The organism is Synechococcus sp. BIOS-U3-1, assembly GCF_014279975.1.
GTDB lineage: Bacteria > Cyanobacteriota > Cyanobacteriia > PCC-6307 > Cyanobiaceae > Synechococcus_C.
The window spans coordinates 1591838-1612727 of sequence record NZ_CP047936.1 but is presented as its reverse complement, the minus strand read 5'-3'; the positions used below and the strand labels follow the sequence as shown (position 1 = coordinate 1612727).

The 20890-nt window shown below is 49.6% G+C and carries 32 protein-coding genes; 16 read left to right on the top strand and 16 right to left on the bottom strand.

Annotated features, from left to right (window positions below; genetic code table 11):
- Window positions 1–443: 443 nt before the first annotated feature.
- Window positions 444–596: a hypothetical protein gene (locus SynBIOSU31_RS08585; protein ID WP_186489191.1), complete on the bottom strand. Its 153-nt coding sequence runs from the start codon at window positions 594–596 to the stop codon at window positions 444–446.
- 1440 nt (window positions 597–2036) lie between these two features.
- Here SynBIOSU31_RS08585 and SynBIOSU31_RS08580 point away from each other — a divergent pair.
- Window positions 2037–2204 (top strand): hypothetical protein, encoded by a 168-nt coding sequence (locus tag SynBIOSU31_RS08580; protein WP_186489189.1) that lies wholly within the window; start codon window positions 2037–2039, stop codon window positions 2202–2204.
- Between the two features lies 1 nt (window position 2205).
- Here the strand turns inward: SynBIOSU31_RS08580 and SynBIOSU31_RS08575 are convergent, their stop codons facing one another.
- Together SynBIOSU31_RS08575 and SynBIOSU31_RS08570 are read right to left on the bottom strand one after the other, a co-directional pair.
- Window positions 2206–2346, bottom strand: coding sequence for a hypothetical protein (locus tag SynBIOSU31_RS08575; protein ID WP_186489188.1), 141 nt, complete (start codon window positions 2344–2346; stop codon window positions 2206–2208).
- Between the two features lie 383 nt (window positions 2347–2729).
- On the bottom strand, window positions 2730–3212 hold the full coding sequence (locus SynBIOSU31_RS08570) for an early protein (E6) (protein WP_186489186.1): 483 nt from the start codon (window positions 3210–3212) through the stop codon (window positions 2730–2732).
- Between the two features lie 1189 nt (window positions 3213–4401).
- Between SynBIOSU31_RS08570 and SynBIOSU31_RS08565 the strand changes: the two genes are divergently transcribed.
- Entirely contained in the window at window positions 4402–4878 is a 477-nt protein-coding gene (locus SynBIOSU31_RS08565; protein ID WP_186489184.1) for a DoxX family protein, read from the top strand.
- Between the two features lie 115 nt (window positions 4879–4993).
- Here the strand turns inward: SynBIOSU31_RS08565 and SynBIOSU31_RS08560 are convergent, their stop codons facing one another.
- A complete protein-coding gene (locus SynBIOSU31_RS08560; protein WP_186489183.1) occupies window positions 4994–5203 on the bottom strand; it encodes a hypothetical protein in 210 nt (69 codons plus the stop codon).
- 280 nt (window positions 5204–5483) lie between these two features.
- Window positions 5484–5870 (bottom strand): hypothetical protein, encoded by a 387-nt coding sequence (locus SynBIOSU31_RS08555; protein WP_186489182.1) that lies wholly within the window; start codon window positions 5868–5870, stop codon window positions 5484–5486.
- Between the two features lie 147 nt (window positions 5871–6017).
- On the opposite strand from SynBIOSU31_RS08555, the gene SynBIOSU31_RS08550 reads away from it, so the two are divergent.
- The 5 genes from SynBIOSU31_RS08550 to dcd all read left to right on the top strand — a co-directional run bounded on the left by SynBIOSU31_RS08550 (window position 6018) and on the right by dcd (window position 7863).
- The gene (locus SynBIOSU31_RS08550) at window positions 6018–6233 is read left to right on the top strand and encodes a Nif11-like leader peptide family natural product precursor (protein ID WP_186489181.1); all 216 of its coding nucleotides are present in this window, start codon (window positions 6018–6020) and stop codon (window positions 6231–6233) included.
- A gap of 73 nt (window positions 6234–6306) precedes the next feature.
- On the top strand, window positions 6307–6576 hold the full coding sequence (locus SynBIOSU31_RS08545; RefSeq protein ID WP_186489174.1) for a hypothetical protein: 270 nt from the start codon (window positions 6307–6309) through the stop codon (window positions 6574–6576).
- A 71-nt stretch (window positions 6577–6647) separates the two neighbouring features.
- A complete protein-coding gene (locus SynBIOSU31_RS08540) occupies window positions 6648–6893 on the top strand; it encodes a hypothetical protein (protein ID WP_186489172.1) in 246 nt (81 codons plus the stop codon).
- Window positions 6894–6928: 35 nt separating this feature from the next.
- Entirely contained in the window at window positions 6929–7267 is a 339-nt protein-coding gene (locus tag SynBIOSU31_RS08535; RefSeq protein ID WP_186489170.1) for a phenylpyruvate tautomerase MIF-related protein, read from the top strand.
- 71 nt (window positions 7268–7338) lie between these two features.
- A complete protein-coding gene (dcd, locus tag SynBIOSU31_RS08530; RefSeq protein WP_186489169.1) occupies window positions 7339–7863 on the top strand; it encodes a dCTP deaminase in 525 nt (174 codons plus the stop codon).
- A gap of 15 nt (window positions 7864–7878) precedes the next feature.
- On the opposite strand, the gene sodC is transcribed toward dcd, so the two are convergent.
- Window positions 7879–8406, bottom strand: coding sequence for a superoxide dismutase family protein (gene sodC, locus SynBIOSU31_RS08525; RefSeq protein WP_186489168.1), 528 nt, complete (start codon window positions 8404–8406; stop codon window positions 7879–7881).
- Window positions 8407–8573: 167 nt separating this feature from the next.
- Between sodC and SynBIOSU31_RS08520 the strand changes: the two genes are divergently transcribed.
- Both SynBIOSU31_RS08520 and SynBIOSU31_RS08515 read left to right on the top strand, forming a co-directional pair.
- Window positions 8574–8780, top strand: a complete 207-nt coding sequence (locus SynBIOSU31_RS08520; RefSeq protein ID WP_186489167.1) for a DUF427 domain-containing protein — start codon at window positions 8574–8576, stop codon at window positions 8778–8780.
- A 180-nt stretch (window positions 8781–8960) separates the two neighbouring features.
- Window positions 8961–9134, top strand: coding sequence for a conjugal transfer protein TrbI (locus SynBIOSU31_RS08515; RefSeq protein WP_186489166.1), 174 nt, complete (start codon window positions 8961–8963; stop codon window positions 9132–9134).
- A gap of 1455 nt (window positions 9135–10589) precedes the next feature.
- Here SynBIOSU31_RS08515 and SynBIOSU31_RS08510 read toward each other — a convergent pair.
- The 3 genes from SynBIOSU31_RS08510 to SynBIOSU31_RS08500 are packed head-to-tail and all read right to left on the bottom strand — an operon-like array spanning window position 10590 to window position 11648.
- A complete protein-coding gene (locus SynBIOSU31_RS08510; protein WP_186489165.1) occupies window positions 10590–11099 on the bottom strand; it encodes a DUF924 family protein in 510 nt (169 codons plus the stop codon).
- The gene (locus tag SynBIOSU31_RS08505; protein ID WP_186492945.1) at window positions 11089–11388 is read right to left on the bottom strand and encodes a hypothetical protein; all 300 of its coding nucleotides are present in this window, start codon (window positions 11386–11388) and stop codon (window positions 11089–11091) included. The genes SynBIOSU31_RS08510 and SynBIOSU31_RS08505 overlap by 11 nt, the downstream gene beginning before the upstream one ends.
- Window positions 11389–11408: 20 nt before the next feature.
- On the bottom strand, window positions 11409–11648 hold the full coding sequence (locus SynBIOSU31_RS08500; protein ID WP_186489164.1) for a hypothetical protein: 240 nt from the start codon (window positions 11646–11648) through the stop codon (window positions 11409–11411).
- 4 nt (window positions 11649–11652) lie between these two features.
- On the opposite strand from SynBIOSU31_RS08500, the gene SynBIOSU31_RS08495 reads away from it, so the two are divergent.
- Complete coding sequence (locus tag SynBIOSU31_RS08495; RefSeq protein WP_370593613.1) at window positions 11653–12099, top strand: hypothetical protein; 447 nt, start codon at window positions 11653–11655, stop codon at window positions 12097–12099.
- Between the two features lie 182 nt (window positions 12100–12281).
- On the opposite strand, the gene SynBIOSU31_RS08490 is transcribed toward SynBIOSU31_RS08495, so the two are convergent.
- The 3 genes from SynBIOSU31_RS08490 to SynBIOSU31_RS08480 form a co-directional block, all read right to left on the bottom strand.
- Window positions 12282–13370 carry a hypothetical protein gene (locus tag SynBIOSU31_RS08490; protein ID WP_186489163.1) on the bottom strand — a complete coding sequence of 363 codons (1089 nt, stop codon included), beginning with the start codon at window positions 13368–13370 and terminating at the stop codon, window positions 12282–12284.
- Window positions 13371–13455: 85 nt separating this feature from the next.
- Window positions 13456–13710 (bottom strand): hypothetical protein, encoded by a 255-nt coding sequence (locus SynBIOSU31_RS08485; RefSeq protein ID WP_186489161.1) that lies wholly within the window; start codon window positions 13708–13710, stop codon window positions 13456–13458.
- Window positions 13711–14026: 316 nt separating this feature from the next.
- On the bottom strand, window positions 14027–14317 hold the full coding sequence (locus SynBIOSU31_RS08480; RefSeq protein ID WP_186489159.1) for a hypothetical protein: 291 nt from the start codon (window positions 14315–14317) through the stop codon (window positions 14027–14029).
- A 794-nt stretch (window positions 14318–15111) separates the two neighbouring features.
- Here SynBIOSU31_RS08480 and SynBIOSU31_RS08475 point away from each other — a divergent pair.
- Window positions 15112–15540 carry a hypothetical protein gene (locus SynBIOSU31_RS08475; RefSeq protein WP_186489157.1) on the top strand — a complete coding sequence of 143 codons (429 nt, stop codon included), beginning with the start codon at window positions 15112–15114 and terminating at the stop codon, window positions 15538–15540.
- Between the two features lie 605 nt (window positions 15541–16145).
- Here SynBIOSU31_RS08475 and SynBIOSU31_RS08470 read toward each other — a convergent pair.
- Entirely contained in the window at window positions 16146–16340 is a 195-nt protein-coding gene (locus SynBIOSU31_RS08470) for a hypothetical protein (RefSeq protein ID WP_186489155.1), read from the bottom strand.
- A 66-nt stretch (window positions 16341–16406) separates the two neighbouring features.
- Entirely contained in the window at window positions 16407–16868 is a 462-nt protein-coding gene (locus SynBIOSU31_RS08465) for a hypothetical protein (protein ID WP_186489153.1), read from the bottom strand.
- A gap of 388 nt (window positions 16869–17256) precedes the next feature.
- Between SynBIOSU31_RS08465 and SynBIOSU31_RS08460 the strand changes: the two genes are divergently transcribed.
- The 3 genes from SynBIOSU31_RS08460 to SynBIOSU31_RS08450 all read left to right on the top strand — a co-directional run bounded on the left by SynBIOSU31_RS08460 (window position 17257) and on the right by SynBIOSU31_RS08450 (window position 18605).
- On the top strand, window positions 17257–17463 hold the full coding sequence (locus SynBIOSU31_RS08460) for a hypothetical protein (RefSeq protein ID WP_186489151.1): 207 nt from the start codon (window positions 17257–17259) through the stop codon (window positions 17461–17463).
- Window positions 17464–17488: 25 nt separating this feature from the next.
- Entirely contained in the window at window positions 17489–17830 is a 342-nt protein-coding gene (locus tag SynBIOSU31_RS08455; RefSeq protein ID WP_186489150.1) for a hypothetical protein, read from the top strand.
- Window positions 17831–18260: 430 nt separating this feature from the next.
- Window positions 18261–18605 (top strand): hypothetical protein, encoded by a 345-nt coding sequence (locus SynBIOSU31_RS08450; RefSeq protein WP_186489148.1) that lies wholly within the window; start codon window positions 18261–18263, stop codon window positions 18603–18605.
- Window positions 18606–18969: 364 nt separating this feature from the next.
- Here the strand turns inward: SynBIOSU31_RS08450 and SynBIOSU31_RS08445 are convergent, their stop codons facing one another.
- Complete coding sequence (locus SynBIOSU31_RS08445) at window positions 18970–19239, bottom strand: DUF3104 domain-containing protein (protein WP_186489146.1); 270 nt, start codon at window positions 19237–19239, stop codon at window positions 18970–18972.
- A 331-nt stretch (window positions 19240–19570) separates the two neighbouring features.
- Between SynBIOSU31_RS08445 and SynBIOSU31_RS08440 the strand changes: the two genes are divergently transcribed.
- Entirely contained in the window at window positions 19571–19777 is a 207-nt protein-coding gene (locus tag SynBIOSU31_RS08440; protein ID WP_186489144.1) for a hypothetical protein, read from the top strand.
- Between the two features lie 339 nt (window positions 19778–20116).
- Here the strand turns inward: SynBIOSU31_RS08440 and SynBIOSU31_RS08435 are convergent, their stop codons facing one another.
- Complete coding sequence (locus SynBIOSU31_RS08435; protein ID WP_186489142.1) at window positions 20117–20347, bottom strand: hypothetical protein; 231 nt, start codon at window positions 20345–20347, stop codon at window positions 20117–20119.
- Window positions 20348–20642: 295 nt separating this feature from the next.
- On the opposite strand from SynBIOSU31_RS08435, the gene SynBIOSU31_RS08430 reads away from it, so the two are divergent.
- Entirely contained in the window at window positions 20643–20828 is a 186-nt protein-coding gene (locus SynBIOSU31_RS08430) for a DUF2256 domain-containing protein (RefSeq protein ID WP_186489141.1), read from the top strand.
- The last annotated feature ends 62 nt before the right edge of the window (window positions 20829–20890 follow it).

Here is a 20890-nt window from a genome sequence, read left to right as displayed (position 1 = left end):
TTCTTCCCAGCGAATGATAAGTTCAATTTTTCAGTTAAATTTTTATTATTATAGACATTCAATATTGCCTGGACTATCACTTCAGAGGGTTAGATGCTCCTCAGTCAAGAGGGATCAATAAAGAGGGCAAGACATGGTGGTTCCCCTTGCTACTGACATGCCGTTCCGCTTGGACAACCCAATGGCCTGAAAACTTTTGAACCATCTTTCAACGGCTTCACGTTCCTCCTCGTTACAGCGCTCAAGGATTTCACGTTGAAGGACTTTTCGAATCTGGGAGTCCATTACAAAACTTCATGCCAGCAGATTCTGGCAAGTTCTCCTTTGACGCTTCGTTGGCTTGATCACGGAAGGATGTTCAAAATGCTTCTGTGGCCTTGGTTTTAAGCATATTTACCCAGGCCTGAAAGCCTTGTCTGTCGCATGTGCGCAAGTGGTCTGCCTCAAAGCTTCGCTTTGAGCTGTTCTGTTGTGAGGCTTTTGAGGTGTCTGAGATAAGCCTGCTGCATCATCTCCGCCGGTGTGATGCCGATGTTCTTGCAGTAGGACCGATATTTTGCGTAGACCTGTTCGACCAAACAATCCTTTTCTGTCATCGGGTTATCCGTCAAATGCTGAAGAACTGGCTAATGCAGCCTTGGAGTGATGAGCCAAAAAGAAACCCCCGCCAAAGGCAGGGGTTCCAAAAGATCAACGTGAGTGTGTCCTTGTTTCCACCACGTGAGCTTTTCTCCTCACAAGAGCAATTTAGCCATTGGACTGGCACAGTGACACTAATTAGCAGGCCGGTCTCTTGAATGGCACACAGGAGCTGCTAGAACTCACGAAGTTGGCTCTCCTCACAGAGATTCCAACTCCTCACACCCACCGAAGGCCCTTTGGGCCTTTTTTTGTGTTGATCGTGAAGATGTTGTTCCCACGGCTTCCCAGACAGTTGCTGCACGCGGCACACCACCGCTGGTGCTTTTCAATAAAAAAGCCTGCCGCTTGGGCAGGCCGGGTGATGGGGTTTCCAAAGTTAGGTCGCTGAAGCGCTAGATGCAGGGTTTGCTCGTAAGTGTTTCAAGACTGTTAACAGTCCACTGGAGTCTGCAGTGCGGCTTGAGTCACTCCACATAGGAACTGCCCTTGTTCTGGGGCGGTTCTTCGATTGGGAAAGTCTGCTTTGCCATAAAGACTTTCAAGGCAAGGCTCTGAACAACAGCGACGAGCGGCTGTGCTAGCGCCTGCACTCTGGTCTCAACTGACGAGGTAACCCTCCAACCGTGCTGCTTTGAGAAACAATGTTGGTCAGGCTGCGCGTTTGTCATCTTTGAGCCAGATGTTTCTCCTGCTGTCAGGAAGTCTCACAACTGATCTCTCGTAACGACTGCGGCAGCTCTGTCTGAGCAGATGCTCTTCCGCTTCTTGCAGAAGAATCGTCAGTCTTCGATCCGTCATCACTGAGTCACAAAGGGCATCACTATTGAGAAGCAGACCACATGATTGTCAAGGCACTCGATTCTGAGGTCTTTGTTAATTCTCCTGCGACGATGATGCTGGTCTTGTTCGTGATCGTTGTACATCCTTATTCGTAACGTGATCTTTACAACGTGAAGCGAAAGTTACATGGTAGTGACTTGCAAATCTTTGCTTCTTGTTGTTGCTCTTTCCTGTGTTGAGAGGCCAGACTAATCATATGCAGGAGTAGGTATGGCTCGTCGTCGCGTCTTCCCAAGTCCTGAGACAAGGGCCGCCCAGAAACTTTACGATTCGCTGATTGTGACTGGGGTTGGTATCGCGTTGACTGGTATCGTCACGACTTGCTATCTGGCCTTATCTGAGGCTGCTACTGCGCCCTTTGATGCTTGGATTGCCGGTAAGACGTTTTTTTAGAAGTCAACCATGGCCGTTCTCTAGATTCACGGCACTCAATGGCCAATTCGCTTAGAGTCTTAACCTTGATATTCATTAGAGAAAATAATTTAGATCATTAACATTTGATTGAAAGGCGGAATTTTGCAGTTGTAGACCTATAGGAGCGAAGCAGAATCTCAATGGCTCATTCAAGTCGCATCTGCCTGACATCAAAGGGATCCACAATTGATGCTCTCGGAGGTGGTCAGTACAGAGTCTGCGATCAGGGCCGCAGTTGCACCGTTACAGAAGGGCTCTGGGCTGCGTATGAATCTTTGCGTGAGCTCGAGCAAAAGCGCTTTCACTGAATCAGTTATCGGCTTCGAGTCGCCTGAACTGCTCAGAAATTGGGGCGATTAATGCCTTTGATTCCTCTTCGCTGAGGTTGAGGTTTTCGGCTGCTTTCTCGATCAGAGCTTCAAGTGCTCGCCTTTTGCTGATGTCTTTCATCGCTGCTTTCTAGCGAGTCTTCCTTCTTGATGCACAACTCGCGTCTTACGACGACACAGAGTTGTCATCAATGAAGGGTCGATGACCCCTTCAGCCTTGGCTTTGAATAGGCTCATAACGGAGGTTGAGGTCATCACCCAACACCATTAAGAAAGCGATTTCTGATTGGAACGAGAGCAGATGACAAGTCTGTTCAGCTCCATTTTGTCCATAGCAAAAGGTGTCGAAATTAGAGGGATCTCTGTGTGAATCGAATACGTCACCGTTTCTCAGCACAAATCTCGTCATCGTCGTTGAATGCCTTGATGGTTTGGTAGCCAGAGGGAGTGAGCGAGTCAGGTCTTCAATCAGGCCAAGTCTTGATCCTCTGACAAGCCGCGCACCTATGGCATTAGGGATTCGTGGGCAGAGTGTTTCTGGCCGGAACAAGCCAGACAACCACCATTGATGCGATAAGGGGCCAGATGACCCCTCAGGCAATACGTTCCACGGAAAAACAGGACCTGCCCTAGTTCTCGAGCATGGGCATCGGTCAGTGGAAGTCGTAGCCAACTGTCCGGTACTTGACCCATTAACGCTTTGCGTTGACGCTCTGCATTGTCTCGTCTTTGTCGCTCTTCACGATCGTTCTTGGTGCAGACCCCCTCGACTTGCAGTTCCCTGGAACAGACCAGACAAGCTGTAACCACCGGCTTTTTGCGAGCTGTGTTGGTCGAAAGCTTGTCTCCTGGTACTTCCCTTTCCCTGCCACAGCTGCACTGGCACCACCAATAAGCATTACCACTTTTGGTACGGCGTTCAGAAGCGCGAACAACAGTCAACCTCCCATAGATCTCGCCAACACGATCGCGGGGTCTCGATGGCATGCCAATCTCCACATTTCAATGAATGAGCAGTGTGCTCAGTGTTCAAGCCTTACTTTTCATCGTTGGTTAAGTCCACACCAATCTCCTTCATTGCACTCACGGTGTCATTGACGGAGGGAACCACTGCAACTCGCCTTTTCAGTTTGTCGAGTGGTTGGAGCAACCAAGCCCAAATAGATGATGGATGATCTTGCTTTTGAGTCTCCATGCTTTCAGATGAGAATCTCACACAATTTAGCGTTTTTCTCTGTGCCGTTTGTATCGCTTCGACTCTCCATAACGATCAGAACGGTTTGTTGATTCTTAGATTAAGGCGTTGATCTCTTGGCTTCTACAAACTTCCAACGTTCTGAGCAATCAACCTTTGATCTGATCCATCACATTAGTTTTCGCATTCAGAAGACGTCCAACAATCCTGGTTGTTTCACCTTCGCCTACATTTAAGTCTGATAGCTCCTGGAATTTATTAAAAAAAAGTTGGTCAATTTCCTCGCAGAAATTGTCATAGAAGATTGAAAGGGCCTTTTTTTTGTCTTCGCCATAGAGTCTTTCCACAGTCATTACTCACACAATCTGTTTATTGTATCAAAAGTCAGCTAGGACAAGCTGCAGGACTTGCCTTTTCCAGCAGGAAGTCATCTAAGAGAGCTGATGCAGCCACAAACTGTCGAATTCCATTGACACGTTGAATGTTGATGTGGTGGGTGTTATGAATAATTCCTTGAGAAGAAGTTGTATGGAGGGTTGGAACACCTTCTTTGGCTAGCCGCTGCGGCTTGTATTGATCAGCGACTGGAATTGGCGTTCGTTCAGGCATGTGGCGGTGTGTTGATTGATGCTATCAGTAGTCGGTTTTGGCGTGGATTCTCTAGTTCTTTGATCGTCTCTTCCCTGCAAGCGTTTTGCTACATGGGTTCAGCAACGGGCGACACCTGATGTGGTCTCATTCATTTCAGGCTGATTGATGAGCTTGTCCGAGCATTGTCTTGCCGATTGCTGATCCGCAATTGGTTTGATTTGATTGATGGAGACTCCTTCATTCAACTCGAATCAGCCAGGTTGGGCTGGTGAGGACTAGGGATGGTTTCACCAGCGCAACTGATTTAGAGTGCTTGCCTTATCGCTTTCATGCACGACAGGCAAGCTTTGATCAGGTGTAGAGTCATCTAGTTTTTGTTTGCCAAAAGTCATGAGTGAAGAAACGTCGAATCAATTTTCTTCTGACTTGTGCTTACTGATTCTGCGTGTTTCAGCTGGTGTTCTCATCATCCATCATGGTTTTGAGAAATTGCAAGATCCTGCCGGATTCACCTCATTTATTATTGATCAGTATTTTTCTTTTCTCCCCTTTGACCATGTCCTCTGGACCTATCTAGCTGCTTATACCCAAATCATAGGATCGATTGTTCTCATCTTTGGGATCGCGACCCGCCCTGCAGTGATTGGTTTATTGTCAACCATGCTGTTTGCTATGGCCTTTCACTTTCAGGATACGGGTCTTCAAGGCGCTCCCTTTGCAGTTGTAGAAGCTCACAATTACGAGTACGAGACTTCAGCGCTTTATCTGTTCATTTTTCTGGTCCTCGCGATTGCCGGCTCAGGTTCACTGAGTCTGTCCAAGCTCTACCGCGATCGATTCCCTCAGCTTCTCCGTGCCTGGGTGTGATCAGAAGTTCAATCTGTTAATCCTTCATTCGCCAGGACAGCCACAGATCAGGTCTAAGTATTTCTACTATATGTAAGCCCACCTGCATCGAAAGCCCTCCTTATGAGAGGGCTTTTTATTGGTCTTCTGCAAGCATCTGGTCAATGGCACGTCGTGCAGCAGCATCGGCAGCTTTTAGTGATGGGTATTCTCTGCCCAATTGTTTGAGGTGACCCTTAGGTGAGCCAAGCACAAGATATCCAGGACCACCAGTCATTTCCTTGATGACATAGGCCATGCCTTTGTGCTCGTATCGACCCTGGAGCATTGAACGGTTGGTGATCATTATTCATCCTTAGCAGATTTATGGCTCTTTGGCCGTCTCATATGGTGACTTCCTTAATCATTAACACCCTTCTCAGCTGCTGAATCAATGCTGAATCAGGTCGCTTTGCTGATTGGGTAGGGTCGGGTGGTCATTTACATATGTTTGTGGAAATTAAATTTCTGGCTTGTTGTTGGTATTGCTTCGTCGCTAGTCAAAACCGAGCTTTTGATATTGACATAGAACTGTCGATCTTCTTTTGGTCATTTTTGTAACGCCAAGTGTTTCATACGGCTGATCTTTATTTGCTGCTGATTCGATCGAGGATATTAATCTCAATCCATTGCCTGGTCTGAGCTCTTTCCTTTTTTAAGGGTGTCGAATTGTCGAGGGCTCTGAGGTCGATGTCGCTCTTGTAAACAGATGGGATGTATGAATCTTCCATTAATCTGCGTACAAGGGTATTTTTGATGTATCGGTCCCTTGCAAATGTTATTACTACTGAAATAATAAATGCTGGGGGAATTGTTGCAATCAGGATGCTTGATGGATCCGATGCTGCAGTGAATTTTGGAAGAATGTAGAGAATGTTGAAAATGAGTAATGTCGCGATATACGTTTTATTGCTCAGCAATCCTTCTTCGAGCTTCTTTTTTAACTCTTGCAGTGAAGGTAGGCTGAGCTTCATTAAACTTGTAAATTTTGTTCAATCTAAATTAATCTTTGCGTTGTTGATGCAAAAAACATCACATTCAGCTTGAACATTGAGCCTTGATGCTGTTCCGTGTCTGATTGAGGCCTCAGCAGGCGATGATCAGCTCCGTTGCTTTTGCCCATGGCTCTTGATCAGCTCAAGGCGTTTCTGGTTCTGATGCAGAACGACCTGGCCTTGAAAGAGGCTGTGCTTGCTTCCTCGACTGCTGATGATGTGGCCAAGATTGCTGCCGGTCTTGGGTATGAATTCGCTGGTGATGAACTTCTGCGCTTTTCTGGTCAAAAGGTGGGTCGCGTCACGGTGTCCAAGCGTCAGCCCCCCGGGGAATACAGCTGAGTGAAAAGCTCTCTTGTTTTGAGACCTGATCCTGTGTTCTCCTTGGCAGGTTGATCACTTCGCTCTGCAGCGCATGAAGCAACTGCCCGGGCGTAGTCGCCCACCCTGGCTTCAACAGTTGATCAGCTTTGCTGCTCTGATCATCGTGACGGTTTGGTTAGTGACGCTTCTACCGGTTTTGCTTGTCGTCGGCTTGATTGCAGCGGTTCTGTTGATTCCTGTGCTGAAGCAACTCCGTCAGGAAATCGATCAATTCGAGCAAACGCAACGTGGTGAGCCCGTTCCTCCTAAAGATGTGACCCCCTGGCAACGAAGGGTTTGGAATCGTTGGCGCAGACGCTGAACCATCAGAGCAATGGTTCTTTGCTGTGTGCTGTTGGCATCATCGGTTGAGAACCACATCTGTCTTGACCCGTGGGCTCCATCGACCCCCTCATCCAAGCCAGCTCCATTGCGGAAGCAATCGAGCATTTGGCCGACCAGCTCACTCCTTCTGTGATTCGTGCTGCTCGTGCAGATCAGCATGGGCGTGTGAACCTCGAACGGATCGAGTACGCCCTTGGCACGATCGGGAAGGCTTTGATCCTGACTGATTACGCGATTGATCAGGAAAAAGACATCGACAAGCTTCAGGCCTTTCGAGAGTCTCAGCAGGGCTAAGCGATTCAGGCTGATTCATTCCTAAAAACAACACTATGCCTCTAATTAATTTGCGCACTTCGCTTGCTTCTGTCGATCATCCCGACGAGCTGCTGCTCGAGTTGTCCGCCAACCTGGCCGAGCAGACCGGTAAACCTGAGGATTATGTGATGACACTCCTCGAGACCGATGTACCGATGACCTTTGCTGGCAGCTCCGCTCCTGCCGCATTCGTTGAGGTCAAGTCAATTGGGGCCCTGCGTCCTTCTGCAATGACGGCGTCACTCTGTGAGCTGATTAAGGCTCGAATGGGGATTCCTGCCGACAGGGTCTATGTCCACTTCGAGGATGTTCCTGCTAGTTCCTTCGGTTGGAACGGAAGCACATTTGGCTGACAGAATTTTCGTCTGTTCTACTGGCCCTCTTGGTCAGTTTTCCATAGTCTGAATAGCCATTCATCCTTGTCATGGCGGTTCTAGGGCGTCAGGCCATCCTGCGGGCAATCGACGGTGGCACCATCACAATCACTCCTTTCATTCCAGAGAATGTGGGCCCTGCATCGGTGGACCTCACGCTTGCCTGCAGTTTCCGGGTCTTTCGCAAAGTGCACGAAATTGTCGATGTGAATGAACACACCGACTACCGCTCGTTTACCGACAAGGTCGACCTCTCAGAGGGAGAGCACATCCTGATCATGCCTGGTGAAACCATCTTGGGGATCACCGAAGAGCGTTTGACGCTCGCCCCTGGTCTTTGCGGATGGCTTGAGGGCCGTAGTCGCTTTGCTCGTTTGGGACTGATGGTGCACATCAGTGCTCCTTTCATGGGTCCGGGCATCGACAGCCAGCAGGTGCTGGAGATGAGCAATTTCGGTCCAGCGCCTCTCGCCGTCCATCCTGGAACAGCGATTTGTCAGTTCATTTTCCAGACCCTCGATGGCGAAGAGAGCTATCAAGGGCGTTTCGCAGGCCAGAACCAGAGCAGTTTCTGAAATAACGTCCACCGGTCAGCCTGCGATACCGCATGCGATGCGTTCACCGCCGCCGCCGAGTGGAGGATTGTCGCTGTACGTGTCTCCACCGGCATGCACGATCAGAGCCCGCCCGCGCAAATCAGCTGTGCTCAACCGCGGAGCTACAACTTCCGTCGTGGTGGTGCCGTCGGCATTCACAACCAAACGGCTGAGATCACCACGATGTCCATCGCCGAACGGACCGCTGTGCGTGTTGGTGTTCTCTGGATCCCAGTGTCCCTTGGCCGCGAGCCCAGGGATGCTGACCTTTTCATCATTGAGAGCCGCTTGGCAGGACGTGCCGGCATGTAGATGAAAACCATGCTCGCCTTCGCTCAGGTTGTTGAGGGATGGTGCGATCACAAGCCCGTTTGTGCTGTCGCTAGCAACAATCGTTCCGATCGATTCACCGACTCCGTCCTTAGAGATGGTGTGGATATCAATCTCTAGAGAACTGGCTTGAAGCTTGCCTGGCAGCAGCAGGGCGACGCACAGGGAAAGCAGAGAGGCAAGAAGGCGCATTGGAGACATTTATTTCTGGCCATTCTGCTGTTGTGATTTGGTCGCTGTGATCAATGGCTGATGCTCATGCCTGACTGAAGTGCAGTGGTTCTGCCATTTTTATTGTATGCACGCTATGCACCGACGAAGTCGATAATTTGTGGTCTTGTCCACGGTCTGGATGAGGTATGAAAGCGGTTCTAGATGCAACAGTTCCGTACTTCCCACGCTCTGCAATCCGTCAGGAGTTCTTCCGCGAATCAAACCACACCACTCTTTGCGGCTGGAAGGGCAATGCTCGCTACTGGGATGTGCGCAAGCTCATTCCCAACGCCGCTTGGAGTTATGAAACGCCCAACCCTGAGCATTTGTGTGAGCTTTTGGATGGTGCCTAATCAGACTGCGTGGTAAGCAACAACATAAGCATTCAGAGGAATTATGATAACGCAACTCGGATTTGCCTGATAAAACGATTATCATTTTCATTTTTTGTTCAATTGCATGACTCTCAGTTGTTTTTAAGTCGTTTAATCTCCATCTGCTGCTAGACCTATCTCAGATGCAAAAGTTGGATTATGACTACTTCTTTGAAATGTGCATGCCCAAGCTGCAGCTGTGAAGCTGACGGTTCGTCTGTTGTTCGCAAAAATGGGCAAAGTTTTTGCTCAGATGCCTGCGCTAATGGTCACCCGAACCAGGAGCCTTGTCACGACGCGGCTGGTGCCTGTGGCTGCACCTGTGGAGGTTAGTCGCCCAGCATTGATGGGATGGCCGGCCTGAACATCGAGATGGATGTCAGGAGTGAGAGTGGTAACCGTTCTCTCAATCCTTTGCTTTTGTTGGACTTTCAGTGAGCGCTCAGTCGACGAATCACCATCAGCTGTACTTAAGCTGAATGTCACATGAATCAGACCGCTGATAACAAATCTGAAGGCAAGTGAACTGATGCTTCAAGGTTGAAGCCCTCCATCCTTCTGATCGCAAAGGAGAGCATGTTTAAGATAAAAATTTGAAGACATCTCAAAACGCTCCTCTTCGTGAGGTTTTTTTGGATCAAAACTCATTTGTAGCAGCAGAGTTTCAGTCCATTCACCGACTCCCGGATCTTGCTTGAATGGTCTGTATGGGAAACAAGCCTTTTTTTCAAGCAAACATCCACTCACCTGGAACGGGGGTGGCACTGATTGTGATTGCGATCACTCTGATTCCCTTGGGTATGGCTTGCCTAGCTCAGCTCAGCTGCTTTGGAAGGCCAAGCTCGCATTCAGCAGCCTGGTCGATTGAACGCATGCGTGTCTGTAACGGCGGCTGAATGGAATGATCAAGTGGATCAACGTCAACGCCTGAAACGCTCTCCAATCCAGTGGGTATCCCTATCCACTGGATTGGTAAACGCCCGAAAGCTCGACGCAAATCGGACTCCGACTATGACGACTGGACTGCTTCATCTGTGGGTCGCCAATCAGACATCTGACCCAAGGCAAAAAAAAAGACCCATAGGGTCTTTTGTGGGTGTGAGGAGTTGGGAATCTCGGTGAGGAGAGCCAACTACAAGAGGTATAGCCACTACGGTGTCTTTCAGTGCATTGAACACACACCTGGTTGCAATCTCGAGACAGCTTCTTCGTGCTTCTTGGTGCTCTCCGTTTTGATCAACAATGCAGTCTGTTCAAAAAGACCACGGTGAGTACCGCCATGATTTGATTCAACTACGCGGATGGTGAACTGAATTTGAAGTTCATCACAAGGTGTACAAGATGACCTATTTCGAGTTGATGATCTCTAGCATTGTGGTATTGGTCCGGGTGATGGGGATTATCCGATAGCCATTTCCCACCACTGCTGATGCAGTGGTTTTTTATTGATTTCGACGCGAAAGGGCAATCTCTCAAAAAAAGAGATCGGATTACTCCGACCTCTGATCCATCTCGAACTGAGTTGATCATGCCATTTGAGCGTGCTGATGCAAGCTGAGCCTTGTTCAAATGGAAAGAGAATGAAGGTGAACTGATGCCTTACCGCTTTCGTCGTCGGCGATTGCCCTTGCGTGTACCTCCGTATCTGTAGCCAGGTTGAGCAGCAATTCTTGTCCAGCAATTTGTGCATACAAGCTTCCACTCCATTGTGACTTCGCTGCGGACGCGGTAGTGGACAGACCCCAGAAGCCCACAAAGATCGCAGCAGAACCCTTGCTCAGCCATGGATCATCGGCCTAGCGCTGTGTCTCGCCAGGGGTATCGCCCGTGCTTGAGAAGCATGCCGCGGTTTCGCCGTGCAACATCGGCGGTTGCGACATCAACCCATCTCTCCAGAAGAGGGATCGCCTTGTTCACTGTGTCGAGGCATTCAGCGTGCAACAGCGGCATCAACCAGAACTGTCGACGCGCCTTCTGAGGCTCCTGCTCCAACCAACGTTGATCCAGTGCTTTTTGGCTCAATCGTTGTGCACGGAGATCGCCCTGGTAGGCGCGAACTTGATCACGCCAAATGTGTCGAGAGAATTGATCGAGCAACAACACGAGTGCCAGAGACGACGCTTGGCTGACTTCCCAGTCGATCAACCTCTCATCTTGAGCGTCTTCCGTGAGCGACCTGAATCGTTCACTCACAGAACGGTCAAATTCGCAGTCACGTCGAAACCATTGCCATGGTTTGCATTCTTCGAACCAGAAGCGAAGGATATTTTCAGCGAGGGGAGGTCCCTCAACTGGCATTGCGGACCCGTTTAACGGCTAAACCTGCTTCCACTGCTGTGACGGCAGCCAGCAAGAGGAGTCCGATCAGACCTATTAGCTGGTTCTGACTTCCGACATCAGCAGTCGCGCCCTGTCCAAGTACAGCTCCGGCAGCAAACCAGGCTGACGCTAGAGCGGAAGTGATCCAGTAAGCCTTCCAGCGACGCTGATAGAGATAACCCGCACCGAGCCCTGGCAACACATTCAGCAGTACGGCCACCCACCCTGCCGATGCGGCAAGAACCTGATCACGGTTGGGAAGGATCATCTCGTCTGAAGACTCCGTACTCATGCTTTGTTTTGGTTAACCCCATAGGCCACGGCTCCACCGGCGACCAAGGTGAGCAGCCCCGTGCTCAATAGGAATCCTGTCAGCAAGATCAGTCCGATCACAGACCCAAGCAACGACATCTTCACTCGCAGCAGCTTGGATTTGATCAGCAGGATCAATAACAGTGTCACTGTGGCTTTGAGCCCTGCAATTTTTGCGGCGCTGATCGGACAGAAGGGAACGAAAGGAGGGAGCATCAAAGTGAACCTGCACGAGGGTGCGACAGTGTCATCCTGTCGTTTCCCTGACGCTGCTGTGGATCACCCTCTGCGACAGCTACATCTTTGGGGTGGCCGTCTGTTCCAGGTCTTGCTGGTGTTGATCGTCATGATCACGGCGGGACTGCCGGTGTCAGCGGCCTGGATTTGTGACGGTGATCGGCTTACGGCCGAACCCATTCAGTTGGGTCGGGACGCCTTCGGTGTCATGGACGAGCCAATCCCTAACACTGCGGACGGCACCGTTCCCGGGGATGTGATCCTGCTCAATTGGCGGGGTGTAACCCTGCAATTACCTCGAACCAACAATGCTGGGGCTCCCAGTTACACCGATGGTCGGTGGTGGTGGCAGGCCGAGAATCCTGAGCAGCCCGATTTCCGCCAACGCAAAGGGGGAATCGTCAGTTATGCCTGCAGCCCTGAGACATAAATCTGTTGGCTTCAGGATGCGGGTGCCAATCCCTGTACAAGTGAGTATTCATAGGCTGCCGCAGCTAGGAGAAACACTCCGATCACACCAATCAGTACTCGACCGTCAATGCGTTCCAAGGAGAGTCTGTCTGCTGAGCAGAGCCAATGGAAACCTAATTTAGGGGTAATGCCATTGATGGGCTACAACTCGCCCCTTCTCCGTCGTTGTTCTTCCTCTTCGAACCGGTCTGTCTCCACCAGGGTCCAGCCGTCATCACGAAGCATGGAGTTGATCACCTGATCGCGATAGTCGACTTCAAGGGCTCCATCGATCCCGAAGGCCATCATGATCTTCTCTCGATCGGCAATTAATTCCTCTCTGTAGATCTCGTAGAGATCAGGGTTTTCGATCAGGCTTGGATCCGGTTTGCCGTTCAGTCTCCATAGCCATTGGTACAGAAATGGTTTGTATGTCGAGTTGGACTGCACGATGGGCATCAGCTGATTCAGTGTCAGCAGATTGCAAGTGGTCTGCGCCTCCCAGATCTGCTCATCGCTCAGAGCCTCTGCTGTCTGCTTGCAGTGATCGAAGAGGGCTTTGATGAACTGTTGAGGTGTGCACTCAAATGACAATTGCTGGGGGTCGATTCCTTCTTGCGCCAAATAAACCATTCGGGATAGATCATTTTTGCTGAAGCTTCCCTGTAGTGCGTACATAGCTGCAGCTTTGCGAATGTCCCAGAACAAGCCAGGATTGTTCGCGCAGGCACTGGTCATGAAGGCATCAAAAACTTTTTGATCATCTTCAGTGATGTGAATTGAGAGGGCTTGCACCGCTGATGCGAACTCCTGTTCCAGCCGCTGATCGAAATCCTCTTGATGGGATCTGTAGAGCTCTGGTGGTTCTGGCTCCCGGAACAGCTGAAATCTCTCTTTGCCTTCAAGGCTCCAGTTGTAAGCCGATAGATCCTCAGCTTTCACCCCTTCCACTAAGTGAATGTCGCTGTTCTGTTGTGTGGAAATCAGTCGCACCACCGCCAACGTGCTAAGTGGAAGATCGATCGTGTCGATGGCGATCACACCTGCTCCCTCGCTGGACAACTCAATCAGCGTGCCGTTGGCGCTGTGGCTGAAGCTGTGCAGGCAGCTCTCAGGCGAACGCTCACTGCGAATCTTCTTTGTGATCGGATCAATTCCGATTGAATACGACCCGATAGGGGCTCCCTTGATGCCGTTCGGCCGCCAGATGCTTTCGTCTGAGCGGCAGATCACGACTACCCGATTGTTCACCTGATGCGTCAAGTTCCCCGCCCCGAGGGCTGGCACCTTAATCGGTTGGACCCCTCTTAAAGCAATGTGTTGAGCTGGTCTTGCTTCAGTTCTTCGCTGTGATGGATGGGGCTGATTGATTCTCCTGATGAATGGGCGGCTCAAGGGCCTCTGATTGATCGACCAAAACCGTTCCGTGTCGCCAAAGACACTGCATTTCGAACGATTCCTGATCAACAACGCGATAGACGCTCTGGCATTGACCTGACAAGACACTCACACTGGCCTTGGCTTCGTCAAGTGTGAGCTCCCGTTGCTGCGTTTGCCAACCCTTGTCTGTCAGTCGCTGTATTGAAAACACTGAAATGCCTGACCTCTCCCTTCACCCTGGATTCAGTCGGGCCCTTTCACTAGGAAGGTATAGGGGAGCTTTGGGATCATGCTTTTGAGCTGAGCAGTGTGGTGGCTTAGCGACACCAATCAAGGCGTATGTCAAAAAGGCCACAACTTTTCAGCGTGATGAAGCGATGCTGCAATTGATGGACGCATGCGAATAGTCACTCCATAACCTCATTTGAAATGTGAGGATTGATTTCGCCTGTGAATAACCACCCCCTGTTTGCTGCTGTTTTTAGCTTGCAAAAAGCAGGGTGCGAACTGTCCTGCTTTTTTAGGTTTTAGCGGGGCACTGGACAATTTTTAATGGATTGGTCATTTGCGAGAAGCGCAAAGGCTTCATTGGTTGCTCTTTGAGGAGTATTGTCATCTCCTTTTTTGAGGTATTTGATAAATTCTCTTACCATTGATCTCGAAATAATGCCTTCTGAATACATTTCGCACGCCGTATGAACTGCTCCAATGTAATATCCTTTGTGGTATTCAATGCCGACCTGAGCTTTGATGTCTGCAGGCAGTACAAGCGAAGAGCTAAACAATGAACCGATAATAACCCTTCTCGTGAGCCTCATGGTCCTGATTGATTGCGTTTTGTAATTCTAATTTAGCATCAAATATTGACAATTAGTTTCGCTCCCGGCATTTTCATTGTCTGTGACCGCGCAGCCTTGTTTGCTTCAGGCTTGCCGCTGTCTTCGGTCAATGCTGGGCCAACGTGATGAGCTTTCCGTGCTCAGGATCGGAGTCCAGAATGCTCTCCTGCTCAGCTAAAAAGAAATCCCCGCCAAAGGCAGGAGTTTTGGAAATTCTGCGGGAGTTTGTCTTCTGTTCTACTCCGTGGTCTTTTTTCAATGCCTCTTGGAAGCGACTCGAGTGGCACTGTGCCAGTTGTTGCTGGGCCAGGCCCCCGTGCCTCAAGCCACGAATCCTTGTATAAATCTTTACTATTGCTTGAGCGAGTTTCCTTGGACGGGATCCCGCTACCAACAAGGGGGGCAGTGGGATGCCCCTTTTTTACTCTTCAACGGTTGTCAGTTGCCTGTTGGCTCTGGCGCTGTCAGATCAACGAGAGCGCAGGCTGGCAAACGGGAGACCCCCTCTGTCTTCAGGCTGTTGCTTTCACCATAAAGGTCATCACCATCACGGCCAGTGCAACCATGCATCCAAAGAGGGGGAGAGATAAGTGAAGTCCTTTCATTGGTTTCCTTAAGGGCCTTGACTATGGACGCATTTTTCTTTTCGACGACTAAGGATTAATGCTTATTTCTCGATGAGTGATTCGAGAAATGTGCCAATGGATTCTCGTTGTCAGATCAGCCACAATCAACTCATGAAGCGCAATTGGACTGATATAGAGCCGCATTGGATGCGACTGAGCAGCAGGACAGCATTCGATCTCAGTGCGGAGTGCGTGGTGATCGATCAGCAGAACGAAGTGATGCAGACGACCCTTTCGGGTCTCTCCACTCATTTAAAGGTCTCGTCTGCAATGTCGAATCCATTGGTGAAGCAGTTCATTGCTCTAGCGAAAGACAGAGGCGCAGAGAACGCTATGCACAAGATGTTGATGGAGGCGGGAGAGGAATTCGCTCAGTTATGGAAAGAGGCTCAATCGGATTTGCAGCGAGGAGCCATCACAACGATGGACGATCTGGTTGAGGCAATCTCAACTGCAAAAAAGGGCTATGACGAATGCCCGAGACGAATCTTGGTGATTCAAGTGAATCAGCGCGATTGCGATGTGCTCTTGGTTGGCCCACCAGATTACGATGAGTCAGGCTTTTTTGCTTCCTAAACTTTTATCGACATGTTTTCTACTCACAAGAAGCAACGCTTGTGTTTGATCAGCATGAGCAAACGACGTTGCATGACAAGTCTTTGTTCTGGTGATGTCTCGTTCAGTGGTGGAACCCCGGTCCAGCAGGACGAACAGAACATGTGGCCATGGCGAATCCAATATGTTTCCATTGAACCCCCAACTGATTGGCCACAGATCAGACATTCAAAAGGCTCGGACACCATGAATGCAAACCTTCAACCTGTTAGTCAATCGTGCCTTCCTTGACTGATGAAGTCTGTTCACGATAAGCATCTTGCGTCGCTGGTGAATCTTTGGATGTCGTTGGTGTTTCGAACCAACGTCGCTTGCTACCGATCACGATGTAATCATCGCTACTGTTTTGATGCTTGTTAAGCATAGAAACGCTTCTGATTGACTAATCGTTGCGAATCTGTGTTCGATTGCCAGCGCCCTTAACTAAATTTCAAATACAATTTTAGCTGTTATGTTCCATGGAAGCTCGAATCGCAACCTCTATCAACGATTGGGCTGAGAACGTCGTCGTGCTCTGAGGGTTCTAATGGAAGTGCTAAAACTGTTCGAGGCGCATTGTCTTGACACTATTCAATTTCTGGACGTCTCCTCCCTGCATGAATGGTTGCAACTTCCGTGATTTCCTCAATCACTAAGTTTTTTTTCCAGTCCTGTGAGCCATTCAGTAAGTCATCGAGCTCTTCTGCTGTCATCTTTTTGTCAAGGCCCCCGATCGTTCCCTTGATCGCGCATTTAATGATGATCTCTTGCTCGTACGTCATGACTTGATGGCTGTTTCAACCATTGTGCTCGATTGTTTGGCTACAGCCTGTGTTCAAGCTGTTTATTCACCATCTGAATTTTTCTGTGGGCTTTGCACCTCCTCTGAGCTTCATTAATTCATCGGCAATAACAGGTCTGCCATTGTTGGGCAGGCTAAATGTATAGCCGATGTATTGGATTTCTTTTTTCTCGCAGAATCGATTAGTTGTTGCACCCTTGTATTCAATGCTTTGTAGGTATCCATTGGGCTCAAGAGTAAATTCAATGCCTCGGCTAGCCCAGTCCTCGCATGCTTTCTCGGCCTCTAGGACTGACTGATAGTTGTTGTCGCATGCTGTCAAGCTGCCAACCACTAATGCTAGAAATATTGGAAGAGTTTTCATCGTATTGACGTGATCATGTGCTGTCTTGTCGCTAGATCTTAGTTCCCCTTTGATTGTTAAATCGGAGTTGTAGCAGCCTTTTGGTCTTCGATCTGTTTGAGCAGCTTTGATGCTTGAACACATTGTGACGTTGATTGACTGCACCACTGAAGTGAAGTCTCTGGATCGATTCATTGACTGTTCTGGCCTCCTGTTGAGTCCTATTGCGTTGTCGCACCCCCAGGGGGGTGCGTTCGTGGTTCGACCTGAGCTGACACTTCTCATGCCCCTTGAGTGGCATTGGTTTTCTACAGTTGTGTCGCTGCAGTCAGTGACTGTTGTCTTCAGGGTCCGCCGTCGTCATCTTCTGTTCCCTAGACCTGGTTAAGTTTGTGGGGTCTCTGACGTCTGACTGTCATTCAACCTGATGCATCAATTTTGAAGTCGTCAAGAAGTTCAGCTCTCTTGCATGTCTTCAGCGGTTCGGTCACAGACTGCTCGTACGTTCGTTCACCTGTCGAGGTGAAGCAGTCGCTTTTAGTCATGCCAACGGATGTCGATGAACTTGCATGATCCCCGCTGGATCCTGGTGGCCTGGGCTGTGGTGGCGGTTGCTTCCGCATTGCGCTTCTGGAGACTCACTGGTCCGTTTCGTTCCAAGCTGAAAGCTCAGCAGCGGCTTGAGTCACTCAATCCCGATCAGGCGCGCGCCTCACTTGAGAGGTCCTGGTTGAAAAGCGACACGCGTAACCATCGCTGAATAGCATCAGTGCATGGCTGATTCGATGTCTTCTCAGCAGTTAGAGCAGGAGTTGACCCGTGCTCGCGAAATGGGTCGCTGGCTGAGTGACGATGAGCTCGAGAAGATGGAGCATGACAAGCGCTTGACCCGACTCGAGCAGGATCAGACTTCACGACGACGTCTGAAGCTCGGTCTCTTCACTGTTATTTGTGTGTTGATTCCTCCCCTTTGGCCTGTCGCTCTTGGGCTCAGTCTTCACCTGCTATTTCCCGAGACATTCCGCCGATTGCTCTGGCTTGCTGGGGGAAGTCTGTTGCTGCTGGCTCTATTGAGTGTTGGTCTAGGAATGGCTGTTGTATCGCTGCTTTGGATGTTGATGAGCTGAACCTCATAGATTGAGAATGAACCAAGCCATCCAACCGCCCACGAACAACGAAATGACTCCCAGTAGAGACTTCCAGAAGCGTGGGTCATTGACCTGAAACAAGGCTCTCAAAATTCTCAGGTTCAAGTAAGCCTGATTGATCCGTTATCGACCTGTTTGAGTAGGTCTTTGCGCAGCTTGAGATCCTGGTCATCAAGGTCCTTCAGTGTGAGCACCGATCGATAGGCTGCCTCGCTCATACAGCTGTGAAGCTTGGCGTTTAAGTAAAGCTCAACCATGGGTGGCCTGTTCTGTTTCAACCTTAAGCGGGCTCGTTAGCCGGTTGTGGAGCACTGGAGGTTCATTGGACACCGAGAAAAGGTGATTTTTTGGCAATGGATGCCAAGACCGGTTTTTCATCCATCCGTTGTGATCAAAGGGTTTTGCCCTGGTGGGCAGCCAGCAGATTGCTGCTCGTTTGCTGAGGAGCTCAAGAAGTCTGCTGAGATCACGCCTGATGCCTTGGGATGTGCTTTCGGCTGGTGCGCGGGAATGCCCTAGCTGGTGGGATCAGGCTCTGCCAATGCCCAGGAAAACCACCACCAGGATCACCAGCAAGACCAGAACAATCACTTGGACGCCTCAGCGATCATTCCCAACACTCTTGCAATGTGAACGACAGTGTCACAGTCCTGTGGCGGATGTACTTGTGTTTGTGCGCGTTGTGATCCATACGAACTTGCTCGCGTGGCAGATGGCCTCAGCCATTCACCAGAAGCTCACCACAGCCGTGTAGTTCGTCTCACCAGAAGGGCTGTGATCTTGAAGAAGCCGAGGGGTTTAGATCCCATAAATCACCCATGACTCACACCTCTTTTCAAGCGCTTTGTTTGTCGCTAGCTCTCACTTCACCGCATGGGATTCAAGCATCTGCTCTAACAAATCAACAGCTTTTGCAGGAACGTCTGATCACCCCAGCTGTGTATGTGCTCCTTAAGAGTCATGGCGCCAACACTCCCACTAAGCGATGGGAAGTGATCCAGAAAGCCTGTCGAGCAGGCCGTCTTTCTCCTGGTGAATGTGGAACCTCTAGAAGGCGGAGAGAGTATTAATTAATGGTTTCTATAAATTTTGAACCTAGAGGTTGATCAAAGTCCCTCTCAGAACGAGGAAAAGATGTGCGTTACTTGATCAGAGTTCTCCCAGCGGATCTCTCCCGAGTCCACCTCGGCGATCTGGAAGAGGTTGTGGATCTTCGGATCATGAGCTGCTCCGCCGCAGTGGATCACTTGCCCCATCCACCAGTCTTTATGAGCCTTTTCGCCAATCTGGTGATTCTGTTTCACGATCACCGTCATCCCTGGAGCGACATCCAGGAAGACTGGCCTTTCTGACTCGAGCGAGCTGTGAACCCCGTGATCGAATGCCATATTTCAACCCTGGTGCACTAGTTTCGTTTAATAGGCTGGGCGGGATGGTGCCTCGAGGAAGCGCTCTACTGCAGAACCTCTGCTGTAGAAATTTTTTTTGTTTTGTCGATACCTACAATAAATTTAAATTCTGGCCTGTCACGATTAATCGCTTTGTAGAAGCGATTCGAGTTCAAGCTTCAATAAGGACTGCTGTTCGTTTGCTGCTCAGAGTATCGCTCTTGCCATGTTCACGAGCAGTAATGACTCACTCTTGCTGAATTCTTAAAATCGGCTGAAAAAGAGCTGATTTGATCGTCATGGCAATCAAGGCTTCGTTAGCTTCTTCAGAATGAACGCTGGGCTTGCGATGGCTCGACAATCAGACAAATCCATGGCCAACGAGACACCCACTAGTCCTAAGGAATTCATTGTTGTCGGAGGAAAGCGCCGCTGGTTTTCTGTCCTTGATAAGGATGAACGCTTTAGCTGTCTACAGCAACGAGTCACTCAAGAAAGGTCACTTGCTATTCCTGAACGTCCTCCAGAACTGGCTTGACCTTTAGAAAATGTGCTGCAACCCTCCAAATTAATAGCCAATTTTTTTGTGATTTAATTGATCATTGCTTAATCTATAATCCCGGGAAGGTTTTTGCTTCTTGGTGCTCTATTTTAAGAAGCAATTTATTTGCTTTGATCTTTGGGCCTTGTCATGGCAAGTCAATGCCGTATCTCACTCTGTCGTCATTTGGTGAAGTGCATTATCTCTCCTGCTTCATGGATGCCCGCTATCAAAGCATGAGGTTTGTTGCTGAAATGTTCCTCCAATTGTTTATGTTTTTCCTTTCCACTTTCGAGTTGCTTCTCAGCCCTGAAGTCGAAGCTAGAGATCCCTTGATTAACCTTCCATAGCACTACTGGCTAGATGGCGTTGCTGATGGATCTTTGCTTCTGCTCTTTCAGGTGTGTTGTGGCCTTGATCATGAGCTTTGGCTGAAACAAAGCGTCGCCCAGCGCGATTTGCATCTTCCACAGATCGGTAATTGCCGACATGGGTGTAATCGAGGCCATCGCTGGTTGCCGATACCGAGAACAGGTTGTTGGTGACGCGCTGAACGCTCCAGTGCATGAAGCAGGATGGAGCTGAATGATGCAAAGCCATATCACGTTAGAAGCTGAAGGTGTTCAAACTATGACCAGTGCAGGATTACAGGCACGCAGCTTCTTAAATCTCAAATAGGTATTTATTTTTCCTAAAGAATTAACTGGACCGCCCCGATCCTTTCCATCCCTTGCGGTGATGATGTCGGCGATGGTCTTGGTTTAGTCGTCGCGCTTGTTCTGATCTGATGAGTTCAGGTCTCTGATGGATCAGCAGTTGCTCTAGTTTTGTGCCCTCGACGATTTCAGTGCTTTTCGTGTAGATGGGTAGACAGCGAACGGGGCAGGTCAGCGTTGCGTCTGGGACACGCCGTCGTGATCGCCCGACGAAAATCTGTCCAGTCTGTGGCAGGCCGTTTCAGTGGCGTAAAAAGTGGAAGGACGTTTGGGATGAGGTGCGTTATTGCTCTGAACGCTGCAGGCGCCAAAAAAAATTCCCCGATCATTGATCGGGGAATTTGAAGCCGGAGATTGAAGTCCCCAACACCCGGCCCTGGAATGGGATTCCAGC

Excerpts from the sequence above, each read along its gene's own strand:
- SynBIOSU31_RS08585 (WP_186489191.1), bottom strand. The coding sequence starts at position 596 with ATGACAGAAAAGGATTGTTTGGTCGAACAGGTCTACGCAAAATATCGG.
- SynBIOSU31_RS08580 (WP_186489189.1), top strand. The coding sequence starts at position 2,037 with ATGGCTCATTCAAGTCGCATCTGCCTGACATCAAAGGGATCCACAATT.
- SynBIOSU31_RS08575 (WP_186489188.1), bottom strand. The coding sequence starts at position 2,346 with ATGAAAGACATCAGCAAAAGGCGAGCACTTGAAGCTCTGATCGAGAAA.
- SynBIOSU31_RS08570 (WP_186489186.1), bottom strand. The coding sequence starts at position 3,212 with ATGCCATCGAGACCCCGCGATCGTGTTGGCGAGATCTATGGGAGGTTG.
- SynBIOSU31_RS08565 (WP_186489184.1), top strand. The coding sequence starts at position 4,402 with ATGAGTGAAGAAACGTCGAATCAATTTTCTTCTGACTTGTGCTTACTG.
- SynBIOSU31_RS08560 (WP_186489183.1), bottom strand. The coding sequence starts at position 5,203 with ATGATCACCAACCGTTCAATGCTCCAGGGTCGATACGAGCACAAAGGC.
- SynBIOSU31_RS08555 (WP_186489182.1), bottom strand. The coding sequence starts at position 5,870 with ATGAAGCTCAGCCTACCTTCACTGCAAGAGTTAAAAAAGAAGCTCGAA.
- SynBIOSU31_RS08550 (WP_186489181.1), top strand. The coding sequence starts at position 6,018 with ATGGCTCTTGATCAGCTCAAGGCGTTTCTGGTTCTGATGCAGAACGAC.
- SynBIOSU31_RS08545 (WP_186489174.1), top strand. The coding sequence starts at position 6,307 with ATGAAGCAACTGCCCGGGCGTAGTCGCCCACCCTGGCTTCAACAGTTG.
- SynBIOSU31_RS08535 (WP_186489170.1), top strand. The coding sequence starts at position 6,929 with ATGCCTCTAATTAATTTGCGCACTTCGCTTGCTTCTGTCGATCATCCC.
- dcd (WP_186489169.1), top strand. The coding sequence starts at position 7,339 with ATGGCGGTTCTAGGGCGTCAGGCCATCCTGCGGGCAATCGACGGTGGC.
- sodC (WP_186489168.1), bottom strand. The coding sequence starts at position 8,406 with ATGCGCCTTCTTGCCTCTCTGCTTTCCCTGTGCGTCGCCCTGCTGCTG.
- SynBIOSU31_RS08520 (WP_186489167.1), top strand. The coding sequence starts at position 8,574 with ATGAAAGCGGTTCTAGATGCAACAGTTCCGTACTTCCCACGCTCTGCA.
- SynBIOSU31_RS08515 (WP_186489166.1), top strand. The coding sequence starts at position 8,961 with ATGACTACTTCTTTGAAATGTGCATGCCCAAGCTGCAGCTGTGAAGCT.
- SynBIOSU31_RS08510 (WP_186489165.1), bottom strand. The coding sequence starts at position 11,099 with ATGCCAGTTGAGGGACCTCCCCTCGCTGAAAATATCCTTCGCTTCTGG.
- SynBIOSU31_RS08505 (WP_186492945.1), bottom strand. The coding sequence starts at position 11,388 with ATGATCCTTCCCAACCGTGATCAGGTTCTTGCCGCATCGGCAGGGTGG.
- SynBIOSU31_RS08500 (WP_186489164.1), bottom strand. The coding sequence starts at position 11,648 with ATGCTCCCTCCTTTCGTTCCCTTCTGTCCGATCAGCGCCGCAAAAATT.
- SynBIOSU31_RS08480 (WP_186489159.1), bottom strand. The coding sequence starts at position 14,317 with ATGAGGCTCACGAGAAGGGTTATTATCGGTTCATTGTTTAGCTCTTCG.
- SynBIOSU31_RS08475 (WP_186489157.1), top strand. The coding sequence starts at position 15,112 with ATGCGACTGAGCAGCAGGACAGCATTCGATCTCAGTGCGGAGTGCGTG.
- SynBIOSU31_RS08470 (WP_186489155.1), bottom strand. The coding sequence starts at position 16,340 with ATGACGTACGAGCAAGAGATCATCATTAAATGCGCGATCAAGGGAACG.
- SynBIOSU31_RS08460 (WP_186489151.1), top strand. The coding sequence starts at position 17,257 with ATGTCGATGAACTTGCATGATCCCCGCTGGATCCTGGTGGCCTGGGCT.
- SynBIOSU31_RS08455 (WP_186489150.1), top strand. The coding sequence starts at position 17,489 with ATGTCTTCTCAGCAGTTAGAGCAGGAGTTGACCCGTGCTCGCGAAATG.
- SynBIOSU31_RS08445 (WP_186489146.1), bottom strand. The coding sequence starts at position 19,239 with ATGGCATTCGATCACGGGGTTCACAGCTCGCTCGAGTCAGAAAGGCCA.
- SynBIOSU31_RS08440 (WP_186489144.1), top strand. The coding sequence starts at position 19,571 with ATGAACGCTGGGCTTGCGATGGCTCGACAATCAGACAAATCCATGGCC.
- SynBIOSU31_RS08435 (WP_186489142.1), bottom strand. The coding sequence starts at position 20,347 with ATGCACTGGAGCGTTCAGCGCGTCACCAACAACCTGTTCTCGGTATCG.
- SynBIOSU31_RS08430 (WP_186489141.1), top strand. The coding sequence starts at position 20,643 with ATGGGTAGACAGCGAACGGGGCAGGTCAGCGTTGCGTCTGGGACACGC.